17 protein-coding genes are annotated in these 18,101 nt (G+C 61.4%); all 17 read left to right on the top strand.

The window, feature by feature from the left end; all coding sequences use genetic code 11:
- Positions 1-13: 13 nt before the first annotated feature.
- From pseB to ACFPN2_RS30210, 17 genes are read left to right on the top strand one after another with little or no spacing between them, the layout of a single operon-like run.
- The gene (gene pseB / locus ACFPN2_RS30290) at positions 14-1,018 is read left to right on the top strand and encodes a UDP-N-acetylglucosamine 4,6-dehydratase (inverting) (RefSeq protein WP_380603692.1); all 1,005 of its coding nucleotides are present in this window, start codon (positions 14-16) and stop codon (positions 1,016-1,018) included.
- A gap of 16 nt (positions 1,019-1,034) precedes the next feature.
- Positions 1,035-1,949, top strand: coding sequence for an SDR family oxidoreductase (locus ACFPN2_RS30285; protein WP_380603690.1), 915 nt, complete (start codon positions 1,035-1,037; stop codon positions 1,947-1,949).
- Complete coding sequence (gene pseC / locus ACFPN2_RS30280; protein ID WP_380603688.1) at positions 1,946-3,118, top strand: UDP-4-amino-4,6-dideoxy-N-acetyl-beta-L-altrosamine transaminase; 1,173 nt, start codon at positions 1,946-1,948, stop codon at positions 3,116-3,118. Before ACFPN2_RS30285 ends, pseC begins: the two co-directional genes overlap by 4 nt.
- Positions 3,115-3,981, top strand: a complete 867-nt coding sequence (locus tag ACFPN2_RS30275) for an aldo/keto reductase (protein WP_380603686.1) — start codon at positions 3,115-3,117, stop codon at positions 3,979-3,981. Before pseC ends, ACFPN2_RS30275 begins: the two co-directional genes overlap by 4 nt.
- The gene (locus ACFPN2_RS30270) at positions 3,978-6,008 is read left to right on the top strand and encodes an aminotransferase class III-fold pyridoxal phosphate-dependent enzyme (RefSeq protein WP_380603684.1); all 2,031 of its coding nucleotides are present in this window, start codon (positions 3,978-3,980) and stop codon (positions 6,006-6,008) included. Before ACFPN2_RS30275 ends, ACFPN2_RS30270 begins: the two co-directional genes overlap by 4 nt.
- Before the next feature lie 7 nt (positions 6,009-6,015).
- Entirely contained in the window at positions 6,016-7,545 is a 1,530-nt protein-coding gene (gene pseG / locus ACFPN2_RS30265) for a UDP-2,4-diacetamido-2,4,6-trideoxy-beta-L-altropyranose hydrolase (RefSeq protein ID WP_380603682.1), read from the top strand.
- Positions 7,542-8,477: an ATP-grasp domain-containing protein gene (locus tag ACFPN2_RS30260; protein ID WP_380603680.1), complete on the top strand. Its 936-nt coding sequence runs from the start codon at positions 7,542-7,544 to the stop codon at positions 8,475-8,477. Before pseG ends, ACFPN2_RS30260 begins: the two co-directional genes overlap by 4 nt.
- A 6-nt stretch (positions 8,478-8,483) precedes the next feature.
- A complete protein-coding gene (locus tag ACFPN2_RS30255) occupies positions 8,484-9,521 on the top strand; it encodes an N-acetylneuraminate synthase family protein (RefSeq protein ID WP_380603678.1) in 1,038 nt (345 codons plus the stop codon).
- A complete protein-coding gene (locus tag ACFPN2_RS30250) occupies positions 9,518-10,396 on the top strand; it encodes an NAD-dependent epimerase/dehydratase family protein (RefSeq protein WP_380603677.1) in 879 nt (292 codons plus the stop codon). The genes ACFPN2_RS30255 and ACFPN2_RS30250 overlap by 4 nt, the downstream gene beginning before the upstream one ends.
- Positions 10,386-11,168, top strand: coding sequence for an inositol monophosphatase family protein (locus tag ACFPN2_RS30245; protein WP_380603675.1), 783 nt, complete (start codon positions 10,386-10,388; stop codon positions 11,166-11,168). Before ACFPN2_RS30250 ends, ACFPN2_RS30245 begins: the two co-directional genes overlap by 11 nt.
- Positions 11,165-11,884 carry a PIG-L deacetylase family protein gene (locus ACFPN2_RS30240; RefSeq protein ID WP_380603673.1) on the top strand — a complete coding sequence of 240 codons (720 nt, stop codon included), beginning with the start codon at positions 11,165-11,167 and terminating at the stop codon, positions 11,882-11,884. Before ACFPN2_RS30245 ends, ACFPN2_RS30240 begins: the two co-directional genes overlap by 4 nt.
- 29 nt (positions 11,885-11,913) lie before the next feature.
- Positions 11,914-12,825 (top strand): class I SAM-dependent methyltransferase, encoded by a 912-nt coding sequence (locus ACFPN2_RS30235; RefSeq protein WP_380603671.1) that lies wholly within the window; start codon positions 11,914-11,916, stop codon positions 12,823-12,825.
- A gap of 56 nt (positions 12,826-12,881) precedes the next feature.
- Positions 12,882-14,642: an HAD-IIIC family phosphatase gene (locus ACFPN2_RS30230; RefSeq protein ID WP_380603670.1), complete on the top strand. Its 1,761-nt coding sequence runs from the start codon at positions 12,882-12,884 to the stop codon at positions 14,640-14,642.
- A gap of 10 nt (positions 14,643-14,652) precedes the next feature.
- The gene (locus tag ACFPN2_RS30225; RefSeq protein WP_380603669.1) at positions 14,653-14,883 is read left to right on the top strand and encodes an acyl carrier protein; all 231 of its coding nucleotides are present in this window, start codon (positions 14,653-14,655) and stop codon (positions 14,881-14,883) included.
- A 13-nt stretch (positions 14,884-14,896) separates the two neighbouring features.
- Entirely contained in the window at positions 14,897-15,460 is a 564-nt protein-coding gene (locus ACFPN2_RS30220; protein WP_380603668.1) for a GNAT family N-acetyltransferase, read from the top strand.
- Between the two features lie 50 nt (positions 15,461-15,510).
- Positions 15,511-17,100 (top strand): polysaccharide biosynthesis PFTS motif protein, encoded by a 1,590-nt coding sequence (locus ACFPN2_RS30215; protein WP_380603666.1) that lies wholly within the window; start codon positions 15,511-15,513, stop codon positions 17,098-17,100.
- Positions 17,101-17,107: 7 nt separating this feature from the next.
- Entirely contained in the window at positions 17,108-18,091 is a 984-nt protein-coding gene (locus ACFPN2_RS30210) for a phosphoglycerate dehydrogenase (RefSeq protein WP_380603664.1), read from the top strand.
- Positions 18,092-18,101 lie beyond the last annotated feature (10 nt).

The raw sequence follows: 18,101 nt of genomic DNA, 5'->3' as shown, positions 1-18,101 counted from the left end.
ACTCGGGTAAGACATGCTAGCCAATTCTTCCATTCTGATTACCGGCGGCACCGGCTCGTTCGGCAACACGTTCGTGCCGATGACGCTCGAAAAATACAATCCGAAGCGCCTGGTGATCTATTCGCGCGACGAGATGAAACAATGGGAGATGGCGCAGCGCTATCAGAACGATCCGCGCGTTCGTTTCTTCATCGGTGACGTGCGCGACAAAGATCGTCTGGCCCGCGCGTTGGATGGCATCGACTACGTCGTGCACGCGGCGGCGACCAAGATCGTTCCGACCGCGGAGTACAACCCGTTCGAGTGCGTGAAGACCAACATCAACGGCGCGATGAACCTGATCGATGCCTGTATCGATCGCGGCATCAAGCGGGTGGTCGCGCTGTCGACCGACAAGGCCAGCAACCCCATCAATCTGTACGGCGCGACCAAGCTTGCGTCCGACAAATTGTTCGTGGCCGGCAACCCGTATGCAGGCGCGCACAACACGCGTTTCGCCGTGGTCCGCTATGGCAACGTCATGGGCTCGCGCGGCTCGGTGATTCCGTTCTTCATGTCGCTCGCGAACACGGGCACGCTGCCCATTACCGATCCGCGTATGACTCGCTTCATGATCACGCTCGAGCAGGGCGTCGAGCTGGTGTGGCATGCCTTCGAGGACATGCATGGCGGCGAGATCTATGTGAAGAAGATTCCTTCCATGACCATCCTCGACATCGCGCGTGCGGTGGCGCCGGAAGCCAAACATCAGATCATCGGCATCCGCCCCGGCGAGAAGATTCATGAGCAGATGATCGGCGCCGAAGATGCGCCGCATACCTTCCAGTACGAAGGGCATTACAAGATTCTGCCTGCGATTCACAACTGGTCTTCCGATCCTTCGCGTAATCGCGGCGGCGTGCGCGTGCCGGACAACTTCTCGTATTCCTCCGAGAGCAATGACGAGTGGATGCCGGTCGAGGCGCTGCGGCAGTGGATTGTGAAGAATCGCAGCAAGTACGGCGAGATCAGCAAGTAAGCCGCCCGGCCGCTGCATGCGCAGAAAGATTCTGATCACCGGCGGCGCCGGCCTGCTGGCGCTGAACTGGGCCCAGAGCGTTCGCGATCGTCACGATGTCGTGCTGGGGACGCATCGCCGGCAAGTGAACCTGGCCGGGGTCGAGAGCCGTCAGCTCGATCTCACGTCGGAAGACGCGGTGTTACGCGCGATCGACGACGTGCAGCCACAGTGGCTCGCTCACACGGCGGGCCTCACGAGCGTCGAAGCTTGTGAGAAAGATCCCGAGCTCGCGCGACAGTCGAATGTCGTCATGCCGATGAACATCGCGAAGGCCTGCGCGCGTCGCGGAGTGAAGCTGATCCACATCTCGACGGATCATTTGTTTTCGCTGGCAGCGCCGTTGCTCGATGAGTCTCATCCGGTATCGCCGATGAACACTTACGGCAAGACCAAGGCCGAGGCCGAAGTCCGCGTGCTCGAGGCGGATCCGCAAGCGTTGGTGGTCCGCACGAATTTCTATGCCTGGGGCCCGTCGTATCGGCAGTCCTTCAGCGACGCGATCCTCACAGCGTTGCAGGAGCGCCGTCCCTATACGCTGTTTCAGGATGTGTTCTACAACCCGATCCTGTGCGAGCCGCTGGCGTTGACCATTCATGATCTCGTCGAACGTCAGGCCAACGGAATATTTCATGTGGTCGCCGATGAACGCTTGTCGAAACACGACTTCGGCCTGCGCCTGGCGCAACACTTTGAGCTCGATGCCGCGCCCTTGCGTGCTGGCCGACTCGCCGAGCAGACCAGCCTGGTGCGTCGTCCCCTGGAAATGAGCTTGTCGAACCAGAAGGCTCGCCAATTGCTTGGACGGCCACTCGGCAGCGTCGACGAACAGATTGAACGACTGAAGAAACAGCGCGAACTGAAACTCGCGCGCGAGGTGCAGGCTTTATGATTCCGTACGGTCGCCATCACATCGACGAAGATGACATTCAGGCGGTCGCCGAGCTGTTGCGCAAAGGATCGTTGTCGCAAGGCCCGACCATCGATTCATTCGAGCGTGCGATCGCGGAATATGTCGGCGCCCGGTATGCAGTCGCCGTGTCCAGCGCGACGGCGGGCTTGCATATCGCAGCCGTGGCCGCCGGCGTCGGGCCGAAGACCCGGCTGGTCACTTCGCCGATCACCTTCGTCGCCAGCTCGAACTGTGCGTTGTACTCGGGGGGCGCACCGGCCTTCGTCGACATCGATCCCGACACGATCAACATGTCGCCGTCCGAGTTGCGCAAGACATTGCGTTCGATTGCGGGAATCCGGGCCATCGTGCCCGTGCACTACGCAGGACTCGCGTGCGACATGGTTGCGATCAAAGCAGCCGCGGACGAGGCGGGCGCGGTCATCATCGAAGACGCGGCCCATGCGTTGGGATCGCGGTATCGCGATGGCGGACTCGTTGGTAATTGCGCGCATTCGCTGATGACGGTGTTCTCGTTCCACCCGGTCAAGGCCATCGCCGCGGGCGAGGGTGGCTTGATCACGACCAACGACGAAGCGATTTACCGCCGGCTGCTTCGCCTGCGCAGCCACGGCATCAACAAGCTCGACGACCCGTGGCAGATCCCGGAACAGGCCGAGCACAATGGCGTGACCAATCCGTGGTACTACGAGATGCAGGAGATCGGCTTCCATTACCGCATCTCCGATATTCAATGCGCGCTGGCGCTGTCGCAGTTCAGCAAGCTGGATCGCTTCATCGCGCGTCGCCGCCAACTGGCGGAAACCTACGATCGCGCTTTCGCCGAAATGAAGTATTTGCGGCCGGCGCAGCGTGAAGGGCGCGATCGCAGCGGGTTGCATCTGTACGCGGTGAGAATCGACTTCGCCGCGGCGGGCATCGACCGAGGCAGCTTCATGCGCGAGCTGCGAAAGCGCGATATCGGCACTCAGGTGCATTACATCCCGGTGCCGGCGCAGCCGTTGTATCGGAAGATGGGATTCAAGCCTGAGGATTACCCGCATTCGCTGCATTACTACCAGCAGGCGCTCAGTATTCCGCTGTTCTACGATCTGACCGACGAGCAGCAGAACAAGGTGATTACTGCGTTCAAGGACCTGCTCGCGTGAAGCTGGCGCTGGGCACGGTCCAGTTCGGGTTGGCTTACGGCGTCGCCAATCAGCAGGGTCAGGTGCGGCCCGAAGAGGCGCAGCAGATCTTGCGCCTGGCGTCCGCCAGCGGCGTCGACACGCTCGACACCGCCGTTGCCTACGGCAACAGCGAGCAATGTCTCGGCGACATCGGTGTGACGGGTTGGAGGGTTGTTTCCAAACTTCCGGCGGTGCCGGACGACTGTGTCGATGTGACGCGATGGGTGCGAGAGACACTCGGCGCATCGCTGCGCAGACTGCGCACCGATCGCTTGTACGCGCTGCTGTTGCATCGGCCTCAGCAGCTGTTGGCTGATAGGATCGGGCCGGCCCTGTTCGCTGCGCTTCGGCAGCTGAAAGCGGAGGGCCTCGTCACAAAGATCGGCGTATCTGTTTACGGCCCCGAGGAGTTGACGGAACTCTGCGGCCGCTTCGAGCTCGATCTGGTGCAGGCGCCTTTCAACATCGTCGATCGACGCCTGCTCGACTCGGGCTGGCTGAGTCGTCTATCGCGGGCCGGAGTCGAAGTGCACGTCCGTTCCGTGTTCCTGCAAGGGCTGTTGCTGATGGAGGCGAATCGTCCGCCGCGTTTCGATCGGTGGCGCGACTTATGGACTCGCTGGCACGCGTGGCTGGCCGACACACGGCTTACGGCGGTGGAGGCTTGCATGCGCTACGCGCTTTCGCACGAAGACATCGCGCACGTCGTGGTGGGTGTCGATAGCGCCGCTCAGCTGCAGCAGATCCTTGCCGCCAGTCGCGGGACGTTGCCTGAGATTCCAGCGGCGCTTGCTTGTGACGATCCCGATCTCATCAATCCTTCGCGCTGGTCCACCGCATGAAGACCGTTGCCGTCGTACAAGCCCGCATGGGCTCGACTCGCTTTCCCGACAAAGTCATGCGCCGGATTCGCGGCGTGCCCATGATCGAGCTGTTGCTGGCGCGACTGAAGCTGGCCACGCGCATCGACGAGATCGTGATCGCGACTTCCGTCGATCCACGCAATCAAGTGCTCGAAGATCATGTCCGCCAGCTCGGACATGAAGTCTACCGGGGCAGCGAAGATGACGTGCTGGATCGTTTCTATCAGGCCGTGAAAGCGCACCGGCCCGATCTGGTGGTGCGCATCACCGGCGATTGTCCGCTGGTCGATCCGCAGCTGGTGGATCAGGTGATCGAGGCGGCGATCGAGTCCGGCTGCGATTACGCGTCCAACGTCGAGCCGGCAACTTACCCAGACGGTCTGGATATCGAAGTATTTTCGTTCGCGGCACTGGAAACTGCGTGGCGCGATGCGAAGCAGACCGTCGAGCGCGAGCATGTCACGCCCTACATCCGGAAGTCCGAACGTTTCCGTCGTCACAATGTGGCGAACGAGCAGGACTATTCCGAGCGGCGCTGGACGGTGGACGAGCCCGAGGATTTCGCGGTGATCCGGGCAGTGTTCGACCACTTCTCGCCGCGTCTGGATTTCAGCTGGCGCGACGTGATCGCGCTGGAGCAGGCCTCGCCGCGACTGTTCGAGGCCAACCGTCACCTGATTCGCAATGCTGGAGCCACGATGAGCAAAGGTCAGAAGTTATGGCAGCGGGCCAAGCGCGTCATTCCCGGCGGCAACATGCTGCTGTCCAAGCGCGCCGAAATGTTTCTTCCCGAGCAGTGGCCCGCTTACTTCAGCCGCACGCAGGGCTGCAAGGTCTGGGACCTGGACGGCAAGGAATATACCGATATGTCCATCATGGGCGTCGGTACCAACACGCTCGGCTACAGCCATCCGGAAGTCGACGCGGCGGTCCGCGCTACCATCGACGCCGGCAACATGTCGACCTTGAACTGTCCCGAAGAAGTGTATCTGGCGGAGAAACTGGTCGAGCTGCATCCCTGGGCCGATATGGCGCGCCTGGCGCGTTCGGGCGGCGAGGCGAACGCCATCGCGGTACGTATCGCGCGAGCCGCGGCGGGACGTTACAAAGTCGCAATTTGCGGCTATCACGGCTGGCACGATTGGTACCTCGCCGCCAATTTGGGCGATGAAAAGAATCTCGCCGGCCATCTGCTGCCGGGTCTCGAGCCGAAGGGCGTGCCCGATCCGCTGCGCGGCTCGGTGCTGCCGTTCAACTACAACAATTACGCCGAGCTCGAAGCGCTGGTGAGTCAGCACGACATCGGCGTGATCAAGATGGAAGTGTCGCGCAACATGGGGCCGGAAAATAATTTCCTGCACAAGGTGCGTGAGCTCGCCACCAAGCGCAACATCGTGTTGATCTTCGATGAGTGCACGTCCGGATTCCGTCAGAGCTTCGGTGGCTTGCACAAGATTTACGGCGTCGAGCCGGACATGGCGATGTTCGGCAAGGCCCTGGGCAATGGCTACGCCATCACCGCGACCATCGGTCGTCGCGAGATCATGGAAGCGGCTCAGAATACATTCATCAGCAGCACGTTCTGGACCGAGCGCATCGGTCCGAGCGCGGCGCTGCGTACCTTGCAAGTGATGGAGCGGGTCCGCTCATGGGAGACCATCACGCAAACCGGCAATGACATTGCCGCAAAGTGGCGCGCCCTGGCCGGCAAGCACGGGCTCGAGATCAATGTAACCGGGCTGCCCGCGCTCATCGGTTTCTCGTTCAAGAGCGCGAATGCATTGAAGTACAAGACGCTGCTCACGCAGGAGATGCTGGCTAAGGGCTATCTGGCGAGCACGAACGTGTATGTGTGCACCGAGCACACGCCTGAAGTCATCGCCGGCTACTTCGACGCGCTGGATCCGGTCTTTGCATTGATCAAACAATGCGAGGATGGCGCCCGTGACGTCGACTCGTTACTGCGTGGGCCGGTTTGCCACGCAGGCTTCCGTCGGCTGAATTGATCGGCTCATGACTGTTATAGCGATTCGCACCGAGGCATCGCGGACCATCGGCGTCGGGCACGCAATGCGTTGCCTGACGCTTGCCGCCGCCTTGCGCGAGCGCGGGGCGCAAGTGCATTTCATCTGCCGCGAGTACGACGGCAACTGCAACGAGATCATCGAAGCGCGTGGCTTCGCTGTGCATCGGTTGCCAGCCACTGGCAACGCGGCCGTCGCATGGAGCGGACCGGATTGGCCGGAGGAGGCGGCGCAGACTCGCGCGGCTATCGACGCTCTCGGCGCTCTCGGCGTGCAGCCTGCCTGGCTGATCGTGGACCACTACGCCATCGATGAGAAAGTAGAGCGGGAATTGCGTTCGGGCGTCGGGCGCATCATGGCAATCGACGATCTTGCCAATCGCAACCATGACTGCGATCTGCTGCTCGATCAGAACCTGGTGCCGCGGATGGAGCGGCGCTATGAGGAGTTGGTCACTTCGGATTGCGTGCAGTTGCTGGGGCCGCGTTATTGCCTGCTTCAGCCCCTGTATGTTGAGCTGCGCAACCAGACGCGTCCGCGGGTCGGTGCGATCCGTCGCGTGTTTGCATTTTTCAGCGGTGCGGACGTCGACAATCTGACTCAGCTCGCGATCGGCGCATTCCTGCGTCATAGCCGCAGCGACGTCGAGCTCGATGTCGTCATTACTTCGGCACATCCGCGAGCCGACTCGATACGCGCGCAAGTCGCCGACCATCCGAATATTCATTTGCATGTCGATCTTCCTACGCTCGCGCCGCTGCTGGCAAAGGCCGATCTGGCCATCGGTGCCGGCGGCACCACCAGTTGGGAGCGGGCCTGTCTCGGCGTGCCGAGTCTCATGATCACCATGGCGGATAATCAGCGTCCCATCGCGGAAGCGCTGAATGAGCGTGGTATCGCGCGCTGGCTGGGCCATAAAGACCAGATCACTGAAGCATCGCTCGCTGCGGCGCTGGATGCAGTTCTGCGTCAGGAGCTGGACGGCAGCTGGTCGGAACTGTGCTACGCCACTGTCGATGGCGGCGGGGCTGCACGAGTCTGCAACGCCATGCTCATCTCGGCTTCAACACGCTTGCGTGCACGGCCCGCGGGTGCGCAGGACGAAGCGCTGCTGCTGGAATGGGCGAACGACCCGCTCACTCGTCGCAATGCTTTCTCTTCGGATCCAATTGCGCCCCAGTCACACCGTGAATGGTTTCGTGCACGCCTGAGCAGGCCCCACTCGTGCCTGATATTTGTGGTGGAGACGGAAGCGGGTGTGCCGGTCGGCCAGGTCCGGTTCGATCGGGAGCACGACTATTGGGAGATTGACTATGGTGTGGCAGCGGAATTGCGCGGACGCGGCCTGGCGCGCCCCATGATGGAGGTCGCACTGGATGCCTTGCGCGCCACGACTGCGGGCGCTCAGGTGCAAGGTCGAGTGAAGCAGGCGAACGTTCCGTCGCAGCGCGTGTTCGAGCGTCTGGGCTTTAGCTCGCAAGTAGATGAGCGCGGCTTCGTGTATCGGAGGAAAGCGTGAAGACGTTGTTGTTCACCGGCGGCGGGGGCGCGGGATCCGAAGCGCTCAACCGCTTGTTTGGCTCGACGTATCGGGTGCACTTTGCCGATGCGGATATCGAAGCTCGTCCGGCGACAGTCGCCTCCACGCAGTGGCATTCCATACCGATGGCGGCGGCACCTTCTTTCATTCCGCGCTTGCAAGAGTTGTGTCGCGAGTTGCGTGTCGACGTTCTGGTACCAGGGGTCGATGAAGAATTGCCGCGCGTCGCGCGCGAGCGGGGCGGCTTCGATTGCGACGTCCTGCTGCCTCCCGTCGAGTTCATCGAAACGCATCTGGACAAACTAGCATCGAACAGTGCCTTGCGTGCCGCGGATCTGCCCGCACCGCTGACGGAGCAAATCGGGCAGCGTAGCAAGATAAAGTTTCCTTGCATCGCCAAGCCGCGCAGCGGCCGTGGCTCGCGAGGAGTCGCGATCGTGCGCTCCGAAGAGGAGCTGAGCGCGCATATCGTCATCAGTCGTCGACCGGCCGAAGATTTCATTCTGCAGGAGCTGCTGGAAGGGCAGGAGTACACCGTCATGATGTCCGCGGATCGCAATGGAATATTGCGCGCGGTCGTGCCAGTGCGCGTAGGTGTCAAACGCGGGATCACCTTGCGGGCGCAGACCGACAACGATGCGGCGGTCGTCGCGGCTTGCCGTGCTATCCATGACTCGGCGCCCGTGCCGGGTTGTTACAACATCCAATTGATCAAGGACGCGAACGGTGCGGTGAAACCGTTCGAAATCAATCCCCGCATTTCCACGACCGCTTGTCTGGCGCTGGCCGCCGGCGTGGACTTCGTGGCTGCCTACCTCAGTGCCGAAGCCGCGCCGGCATCGCTCGCGCAGTTTCGCGATGACATCGGATTGAAGCGCTCCTGGCACAACGAATTCGTTTATCAGAGGTGAACCAACGTGCGTAACTTCGAGATTGCGCCCGGGCGCATGGTCGGCCCCGGTCAGCCTTGTTTCGTGATCGCCGAGATCGGATCCAATCACAACCACGACATGGCCCTGGCGCGTCAGCTCATCGACGTCGCCGTCGACGCCGGCGTGGATGCCGTGAAGTTCCAAACATTCCGCGCCCGCAGCCATTACTCGCGGCGGGCTCCCGGCTTCAACTACCTGAATCACACCAATACCTTCGATCTGATCCAGGGGCTGGAACTGGATCGCTCCTGGCATCGGCCCTTGCAGGAATACGCGAACTCGCGCGGCGTGGTGTTTCTTTCCTCGCCCTGCGATATCGAGGCGATCGACGAGCTGCACGCGCTGGATGTGCCGGTGATGAAGGTGGCGTCGTTCGATCTCACCGACCTCAACTTGATTCGACACATGGCACGCACCGGTCGCGCCGTCATCCTGTCGACAGGGCTCGCGGATTGGATGGACATTCAACGTGCCGTCGACGCTTGCCGCGAGGTCGGTAACGACAAGGTCGTGGTCCTGCAATGCACGTCGCTGTATCCGGCGCCGGCGCGGTTGAGCAACTTGCGCGCGATCGAAACCATCCGCAACGCGTTCGACGTGCTCACCGGATATTCGGACCACACCGAGGGCGATCATGTTTGTCTGGCGTCGGTGGCGCTGGGCGCCTGTGTGATTGAGAAGCACATCACCCTGGATCGCACGCTGCCGGGACCGGATCACGCGTTCGCCATCGAGCCCGGGCCGCTCAAGCTGATGATGCAGCGGCTGCGCGATGTCGAATCCGCCTTCGGTAACGGTGCCAAGTACGGGCCCCGCCCGGAAGAGCGTGAGATGTTCGAGAAGGGCCGTCGCAGCCTGCATGCAGCTCGCCGCATTACTAAGGGTCAGATCATTACCGCCGAGATGATCACGGCGAAGCGGCCGGGGCTCGGTATCGCGCCTCACATGCTCGATATCGTGATCGGACGTCCGGCGCGTGTGGATATCGACGAGGATCAGTGGATCACGTGGGACATGGTGTGACGCGTGTTCTGCTGACCGGTGCCTCCGGCTACTTGGGCGAACACGTTCTGGCGGTCCACGCAGCGCGTGGACTGTCGTGCGTGCCCACGAGCCGAAGCGGTCGTGTCGGAGTTGCGTGCGATCTGACCGATGGCGCGTCGGTGCGAGCGCTCCTCGGCGAAGTCAGACCGACGGCGATCGTCCATTGCGCAGCTCAGGTGCCGAAGTCCGCTGGTGCTTACGACGATGCTGACGCCGCACGGGACAGCATCGCGATGATTGCAGCCTTGGCAGAGCACGCTTCGTGTCGGATCGTACTGGTGTCCTCCATGACGGTGTATGGACCGCAAACGCCGATGCCCGCGCAGGAAGATATCGCAGCTGAGCCCGAAGGTGCCTATGCACGCGGTAAATCGGCAGCTGAAAAAATATTGTGGAACAGGCGTCGTGCAGGCGATGTGGCGTTACGACTGCCAGGACTCTTCGGCGTCCCGCGTCGATCAGGCGTGCTCTATAACGCGGCCCGTCGGCTGCTCGTCGAAGGCAGCTTCGAATTGAATGCACAACCGGGATTCTGGTCGGCAATGGCAGTGCAGGACGCGGCGGAGTACGTTGTGAGAGCGGCCGTTGACGAATCGAATCCGCCCCCGCAGGCGGTCAACGTCGGCTACGAAGGCGAGTTCCGATTGACCGACGCCATCGCTCGAGTGGCGGCCCTTTGTAACATTGCGTGGCAGACGCCATCGGTCGTGTTCCCGGCGTTCGCCGCCGACCTGCGTCGCTTGAACGCGCGTTACGGCATGGTCAGTGCAACCTTGACGCAGCGACTTGCGGAGCTCGTTGCGGAGGTGAGGCGCGATATCGAGGGCGCCGCCGGAGGCAACCGTGCTGTCTGATCTGGTGAAGGTGACCCACGACGTCGGGGCGAGAATCCTGCAGTGTCGCGCCGAAGGCAATCTCGCTGGCGACTGGCAGGGGACTCAGTTCAAGGCCGTTGCCGATACGATTGCAGATGAATGTATGCGCGCGGGTCTGCTTCGGATCGCCGATATTCCCGTCGTGAGCGAAGAAGACCTGGCGTCGCAAAGCCTGGAACGTCCGAAGCGTTATTGGTTGATCGATCCCATCGACGGCACCGCGAGCTTCGTGCACGGGTTTTCTGGATTCGTGTGCCAGGCCGCCCTGATCGAGGACGGGCAGGCGGTGCTGGCCGCTGTGCATGCGCCGGCGCTCGAGAACACATACGCCGCGCAGCGGGGCAAAGGTGCGACGCTGAATGGCAGACCCATTACCACGCGCAAAGCGGATCGCGACGACGTGATTCTTGTCGATAACTATCCCGAGCCGCGCGGCTTGGCGGCGCGAGTGTTTCGCGACCTGCCATGCTCGAAATATCTCGAGAGTGGCAGCATCGGATTGAAGATCTGCCTGGTCGCCCAAGGTGCCGCGGATCTGTTCGCGAAGGATGTGCCGCTGCGTGACTGGGACGTGGCCGCACCTCAACTGATTCTTTCCGAGGCAGGCGGTGTCTTGCGTCGATTCGATGGCGAGGCGTTCGTGTTGGCGGGGCCCTTCGAGAAGTTGGGCTTGATCGCCGCCGCATCGCCGGCGTTGCAGGCCCGCGTCAGCGAAGTAGTGGCCCTCGATAGAGCGCAAACAAAAGCATGAAACAAACGCCCCAAGCGAAAGCCGCACCGGTGCTGGTGGTTGCCGCGCATCCCGATGACGAAGTATTGGGCTGCGGCGGGACGATGGCGCTCATGGCTGCCGCGGGACATCCGGTGCATGTGCTGATGCTCGCGGATGGCGAATCATCTCGTGTGGCCAAGGTGGAGCGCGGAGCGGTGGCGGGGCAGATGGAGGCACGCAATTCTGCCGCCGACGCGGCATGCGCCATCCTCGGCTGTGCTTCGGTGGAAGTGCTGAGCCTTCCCGATAATCGGCTCGACGGCGTCGAGCTGCTCGACATCGTCAAGCTGATCGAGCAGGCGGTGCGCAAGCACTCGGCCCGCATCGTGTTCACACACCACGCCGGTGACGTCAACATCGATCATCGCATCGTGCACGATGCCGTCATCGCAGCCTGCCGTCCACAGCCTGGATATCCGGTCGATGAGTTGCTGTTTTTTGAGGTACCGTCCTCAACCGAATGGCGTCCGCCCGGCTCGGGCCTCGAATTCAATCCGTCCTGGTTCGTCGATATCTCGACGACGCTGGATCGTAAGCTCGCCGCACTCGACGCGTACCGCAGCGAGATGCGACCGTTTCCGCATGCACGGTCCATCGAGGCTGTGCAGGCGCTGGCCCGTTGGCGAGGCGCGACTGTCGGCGCCACCGCCGCCGAGGCATTCATGCTCGGCCGCAAGATCGTTCGCACGAAGTAAGTCACAAGCAATCGCGACCAGAGGTTTCTATGCCTATCGATTCCGAGCTCGCAGACGGTCTCATTGCTGAGATCAAACGCGGTAATCCTCTCCACGGACGCGTCGTAGATCAGGCGCTCGCGGCGTTGAAGGAGCATGAGCTCATCGCTTTTCAGCGATACATTGCCTACTGCTTGGATCGGGACGTGTCGCTTGCGGCGCTTGCCAAGGCCTACAATCTCATCGTCACGGATACTTACAAGGAAGAAATCTACTTTCGACGGCATGGCAGATATCGTCATTCGACCTATGCCGCCGTGGCCGATGCCGTGTATCAGAATCCCGAGTACATGCGGGGTTACATGCATGGTTTGGCAGTGACGGAATTTCTTTGGGAAAATCACGCGGCGATGCGCCGCTTTTTCGAGCGCTGCCTCGCAGCGGCGCGCGGCGGAGACAGCTACCTCGAGGTGGGGCCCGGTCACGGATTCTTTTTCGCGCTGGCGGCGAAGTCGCGCAAATGGAAGCTGCATCACGGGGTCGACATCAGTCCCACGAGTCTGGAGATGACACGCTCGTTCCTGCAGAGCGGCTTGCACGGCAAGGTCGGCGACTACGATTTATTCGAGAGCGATTTTCTTCAGTACGATTTCCGTTTGAGTTACGACGCTTTCGTCATGGGTGAAGTTCTCGAGCACGTCGAAGCGCCGGAGGCCTTCCTGCGCAGGATCTTCGAAGTGACCAGCCGCGATCCCTTCGTATTCCTGACGACGTGTATCAATGCGCCCTCCATCGATCACATCTACAATTTCGAGACCATCGAAAACCTCGAAGGAATGTTCCACCGGGCCGGCTTCGCGATCGCGGATCGGATTCTGTTGCCCTATCCCGGCAAAACGGTCGAGGAGAGTATCGATGAGAAATTATCCATCAGCGTGGCGTATCGCTTGAGCAAGCCGTAAGCCGCGCTGCCAACCGTACGTTCTCACATCCGAACCTCAAAGCGACCAGCAACGCCATGATCTTTCCGAGCCTCGCGCTGATTGAAGAGGAGCGAAGCCGACCCGTCGAAGGGCTGCGGCCGTTTTCCTGCGCCGTGTTGAGTAACGTCACGATCGATCTACTCGAGCCATATCTGGCCTATGCCGCGCGTCGCGAGGGAATCGATCTCACGGTCGTCAAGGGTGACTTCGACAACATTCTCCAGGAGGCGATGGGAGGCGGTAGCGGCGCGGTCAGCGAAGGTGTCCACGCCATCGTCGTTGCGCTGTGGTTGCCGGCATTTTCCAAGACCTTGGGATTTGAATTCGCGCAAGCTTCGCCAGCAATGGTGGCGGATGAGATTGCACGGGTCGGCGACTACTGTGCCGTCACTATTCGGGCGCTCCGCGAGCGCAGCGCCGTGCCGATTCTCTGGATGTCGTTCGAGCGCCCGGCCTGGCCCGCGTATGGCATCGCGGACGCCACGATGCCCGTTAGCCACTCTCGGTCGATCGAGGAGTTGAACGCATCTGTGGCCGAGAAGCTGCGAGAAGCGGGCAACGCCTATCTGCTCGATTTAGCGGCCTGCCAGCAACGAATCGGAGCGAACAATTTTTACGATTGGCGATATTGGCATCTTACGAGCGCGCCGTTCACTCGCGAAGCGCTCGGCGAGATGGCGTTGCGGACCCTCGGATATCTGCGGGCGCTGACCGGCAGGACGAAGAAGTGCCTGGTGATCGACTGCGACAATACCCTATGGGGCGGCATCGTCGGTGAGGATGGGCTCGACGGTATCAAGCTGGGCGATGCGTCGCACGGTTCAGCCTATCGAGATTTTCAGCGCGAGATCGTGAATCTTTATCATCGTGGCGTCGTGCTCGCGGTATGTAGCAAGAACAACCTTGCCGACGTAACCGAAGTCTTCCAGAAACATCCCGGCATGCTGCTGCGTGAGGAGCACATCGCGGTCATGCGCGTGAATTGGGAGGACAAGGCGGCAAACATTCGTGCCATTGCGGCCGAGCTCAATTTGGGTCTCGATGCCATGGTGTTTGTCGATGACAGCGAGTTCGAGGCGAATCTGGTGCGTTCCATGTTGCCCGAGGTCGAGGTGCTGCTGGTGTCGCCCAAGCAGCCGGCACGGAACTGGCAGATTCTTGCCGAGTGCGGCCTGTTCGACTCTCTGCAGCTGTCGGAAGAGGATCGACAGCGCGGCCAGATGTATCGTGCCGAAGCCAAGCGCAAGGAGCTGATGGCCGCTACCGTGGATCTCAGCGAGTACCTTCGCTCGCTGCAGATGCGCATCGAGGCTCGTGCGACGCAGGGCGATGAGCTGGAGCGTGCTGCCCAGCTCACTCAGCGTACCAACCAATTCAATCTCACGACCGTGCGCTTGACGCGCGACGAGCTGGAAGAGCGGCTGGCATCGGGCGAATACATCCTGCGCTCGCTGCGGCTGACGGATCGCTTCGGCGACTACGGTACGATAGGGTTCGCGCTGATCCGGACCGGAGAAACGGCGGTTATCGAACTCTTCCTGATGAGTTGCCGCGCCTTGGGACGTGGCGTGGAGACTGCGTTTCTCAGCACCTGCGTCGCCGAGGCGCGCAAGGCAGGAGCGCGGACGGTGATTGGACGCTACGTGCCGTCGAAGAAGAACGGGCAGGTCGCCGGGTTCTTCAGCGCACATGGCTTTGTGCCGGACCAGGAAGACGGCGGCGTGAAGACGTTTCGTTTCGATCTTGGGACGGGCGATATCAAGATTCCGGAGCATTTTTCCGGACTGGAACATTGAGGAGTCGAGGATGGAACAACGAATCAAAGCGGTCATGGCCCGGATCATGGGCGTCTCCCCCGAGAGCATCGGCGACGATGCCTCGCCCGCGAACGTCGCCAGATGGGATTCGCTTCGCCACATGAAACTGATGCTGGCCCTCGAGGAGGAGTTCAACGTCGAGTTGTCCGAAGAGCAGATCGTCGGTATGACCGACTATGCTCAGATTGCCAAGACGCTGAAGGGCGCGAGCGCTTCCTGAAGGAACCAGTAGCATGTACAACCCTTACGTCGTCGGCAAGCGCATCTATCTTCGTCATCCGACCGCGGCGGATGTCGAGGGGCGCTGGCATGAATGGCTGAGCGACGAGGAAACCACCAGATGGCTCGGGGTCCAGTATTGGCCCAACTGCGTCGAAAATCAGCGTGAGTACTATGCCAAGGAAGTCCGGTCGCGCGGCCGGCTGGTACTGGCCATCGTGGATATCGAGTCCGACCGGCACATCGGCATCGTCAGCCTGAGCGGCATCGATTGGGTGCACGGTTTTGCGGATATCGCGATCATCATCGGCGAAAAGGAATTCCGGACAGGCGCTTACACCATCGAAGCGATCTCCCTGATGCTCAGGACCGCGTTTCTGCGCCTGAACCTGCGCATCGTGAAAGGCGGATACGTAGCCTCTAACGAAGCGACGCAGGCGATCATGGCGGTGTTCCGCTTTCGAGAGGTCGGCCGCTTCAAGAAGCTCTATTGGTCCAACGGTGCCTATGCGGATGGCGTCGTTTGTATGCTCGAGCGCGACGATTGGATGAGGCGCAACGGCCTGAATGCAAAATGATGTTCATCCAGAACGTTTTCCGACGCCGGGCGCGGCGTCGGCTGCGGCGCATGATGCGCGGTTACCGCTACTTGAAGGAGCACGGGCAGCTCGCACGCGTTCCTGAGCTGAACCGCGCGCTCACGAATACGCCTCTTTCTATTCAGCGAAACGTGACTGCGAAGATTATCTTCGGCGCCGGTCTGCCGCAGGTCGAGCTGATCGTGCGGCAGTTTCTATTGACCCGCATCGCCGGAGTCGCGCTCAATCGGGCGCTGCTGCTTTCCCTGGGGCAACCCGGCTCGCGCGTCGTTCATCCGCTGCCCCCGGAATGGCGACGAGTATTGACGGCGCATGGTTTCGTGCTGGCTCCTGTCCTCAGCGCGCTGACCTGGCAGGGTTGGATAGCGCTGTACTTTTTCGCCGGTGTGGTCCGGTTTCTCAAAGGATTGCTCGATACCGTAGCGGGCTCGAAGGCTCCCAACTACAGAGAGCTGGGACGATATGCGTACTTCGATACATTGAGCGAGATCGCGTTGCCCAAGCCCTGCCGGGACGGTCGAAGTCACGACATTATCACCTGGTATGCGCGATCGTCGCTCCGCCCTCAGGCTCTCGATAGCCTATGTCACGGTGTCAAAGGAGCAGCGGACCGCGCCGTAGATGGACTATCGGTTCGCTCGATTCCCTCGGTCATCCCTCCGTTGATCGGCGGGCGGGCACTGGGCCGTTATCTCTGGTGGGGGCTGCGAGCAGTCACGCTGGCTGCGTTCGATGTATTTCGCGGACGATGGTGGCATGCGGCGTTGCTGGGAGAGGCGTCTTACGCAGCCGCTGTGCGTGCGAACGACGGGGTTGCGCTGGCTTCTGTCTATCTGTTCCACAACTCGGGATGGATCTTTCGCCCGCTGTGGACTTACGAAGCTGAGAAGTGCGGGGCTCGCGTCGATTTTTATTTCTATTCGACCAACTGTGAGCCGTTCAAACGTCCCACGGGCTATCCGGACATCGGCTACGGCTGGGAAGCCATGAACTGGCCACGTTACTTGGTTTGGGGGCCGGGCCAGGCCGAGTTCGTCCGTCGTGCTGTCGGGCCAGAGGCGAACGTGACCATAGTCGGTCCTATCTGGTTCAACACCAGCGCGATCGAGCTGCCGCCGCTGCCATCGAACAGCGTCGCCGTGTTTGACGTCCAGCCGGTACGCGACAGTTACTACCGGACGCTGGTGCCCCAGGAATCATTCCATGTGCCGGCAGTGGCAAACCGCTTCCTGCAGGACATCCATGCGACGGTCGTGGCTTGCGGAGGGGTAATGGTGTTCAAGCGCAAACGGAATATCGGAAGCCGGGCGCATCCCGGGTATCGACACTATGTGCGGTCCATGGATGCTCTGACGAACCTCGTCATCATCGATCCCGAAACCGCGGCCCCGCGCTTGATAGAGTCGTGCGCGGTCACGATCTCCATGCCTTTCACTTCCACGGCGCTGATCGCTCGCGACGCGGGCAAGCCCAGCTGCTACTACGATTCGAGTGGCATCGTGCAGGCCGACGATCGCGCGGCGCACGGCATTCCCATCATCCATGGACGTGCGGAGCTAGAATCGTGGCTGCGACAGCAATTCGCCATGTCTGCACCCGTTGTGCGCTCAGCAGAGTGATATTCCCATGCCCAAAGCTCTCATCACCACCGTTCCTTTCGGCGATCGCAATCGCCTGCCGCTCGAGCTGCTGGAAGCCGCCGGCATCGAGTACGTCATCAATCCGTTGGGCCGCAAGCTCAAGGAAGCGGAGCTGGCCGACATGGTCACGGACTTCGACGTGCTGATCGCCGGCACCGAGCCGATCACCGATCTGGTCATGTCGCGCGGCTCGCGGTTGAAGCTGATCTCACGCGTCGGCATCGGACTGGACAGCGTGGATCTGCTCGCCGCCGAGAAGCGGGGCATCGCTGTTTCATATACACCGGACGCGCCGGCGCCGGCGGTGGCGGAGCTGACGATCGGTTTGATGCTCGCGCTGTTGCGCTACATTCACGTGGCCAACCTGCAATTACACAACGGTCATTGGCAGCGCCACTTCGGTCGGCGCATTGCCGAGGTGACGATCGGTATCATCGGCACCGGTCGAATCGGTGCTCGCGTACTGCGTCGAATCGCGGCGTTCGGCACGCCGCGCGTGCTGGTGAATGACATCAATCCCGATACCAAGCTGGTGCCGGAATTGAAGCTCGAATGGGTCGGCAAGGACGAGATTTACAAGCACGCCGATGTCATCAGCCTGCACGTACCGTTGACCGCGCAGACCAAGAACATGATCCGTCGCGAGCAATTGCTGACGATGAAAAAGGATGCGCTGCTGATCAACGCGGCGCGTGGCGGCATCATCAACGAGCGCGATCTCGCGGAGGTGTTGCGCGAAGGTCATTTGGGCGGCGCGGCCATCGATGTATTCGATCACGAGCCGTATTCGGGTGACCTCGCCGGCATCGAGCGCTGTCTGCTCACGGCGCACATGGGATCGATGTCCGTCGACTGCCGTACGCGCATGGAGATCGAGGCGACGGAGGAAGCGGTTCGCTTTCTCACCACCGGCAAGCTGGAAGGCACGGTGCCGCAGAGCGAATACGAAGTCCAGCGCCAGGGCCTGTAAGTGGAGTCAT

Origin of the sequence: Steroidobacter flavus, from assembly GCF_042651805.1 — a bacterium.
GTDB lineage: Bacteria > Pseudomonadota > Gammaproteobacteria > Steroidobacterales > Steroidobacteraceae > Steroidobacter > Steroidobacter flavus.
This window is presented reverse-complemented; position numbering and strand designations above follow the sequence as displayed.

Coding starts and splice junctions, on each gene's coding strand:
- pseB (WP_380603692.1), top strand. CDS start 14: ATGCTAGCCAATTCTTCCATTCTGATTACCGGCGGCACCGGCTCGTTC.
- ACFPN2_RS30285 (WP_380603690.1), top strand. CDS start 1,035: ATGCGCAGAAAGATTCTGATCACCGGCGGCGCCGGCCTGCTGGCGCTG.
- pseC (WP_380603688.1), top strand. CDS start 1,946: ATGATTCCGTACGGTCGCCATCACATCGACGAAGATGACATTCAGGCG.
- ACFPN2_RS30270 (WP_380603684.1), top strand. CDS start 3,978: ATGAAGACCGTTGCCGTCGTACAAGCCCGCATGGGCTCGACTCGCTTT.
- pseG (WP_380603682.1), top strand. CDS start 6,016: ATGACTGTTATAGCGATTCGCACCGAGGCATCGCGGACCATCGGCGTC.
- ACFPN2_RS30240 (WP_380603673.1), top strand. CDS start 11,165: ATGAAACAAACGCCCCAAGCGAAAGCCGCACCGGTGCTGGTGGTTGCC.
- ACFPN2_RS30235 (WP_380603671.1), top strand. CDS start 11,914: ATGCCTATCGATTCCGAGCTCGCAGACGGTCTCATTGCTGAGATCAAA.
- ACFPN2_RS30230 (WP_380603670.1), top strand. CDS start 12,882: ATGATCTTTCCGAGCCTCGCGCTGATTGAAGAGGAGCGAAGCCGACCC.
- ACFPN2_RS30225 (WP_380603669.1), top strand. CDS start 14,653: ATGGAACAACGAATCAAAGCGGTCATGGCCCGGATCATGGGCGTCTCC.
- ACFPN2_RS30220 (WP_380603668.1), top strand. CDS start 14,897: ATGTACAACCCTTACGTCGTCGGCAAGCGCATCTATCTTCGTCATCCG.
- ACFPN2_RS30215 (WP_380603666.1), top strand. CDS start 15,511: ATGATGCGCGGTTACCGCTACTTGAAGGAGCACGGGCAGCTCGCACGC.
- ACFPN2_RS30210 (WP_380603664.1), top strand. CDS start 17,108: ATGCCCAAAGCTCTCATCACCACCGTTCCTTTCGGCGATCGCAATCGC.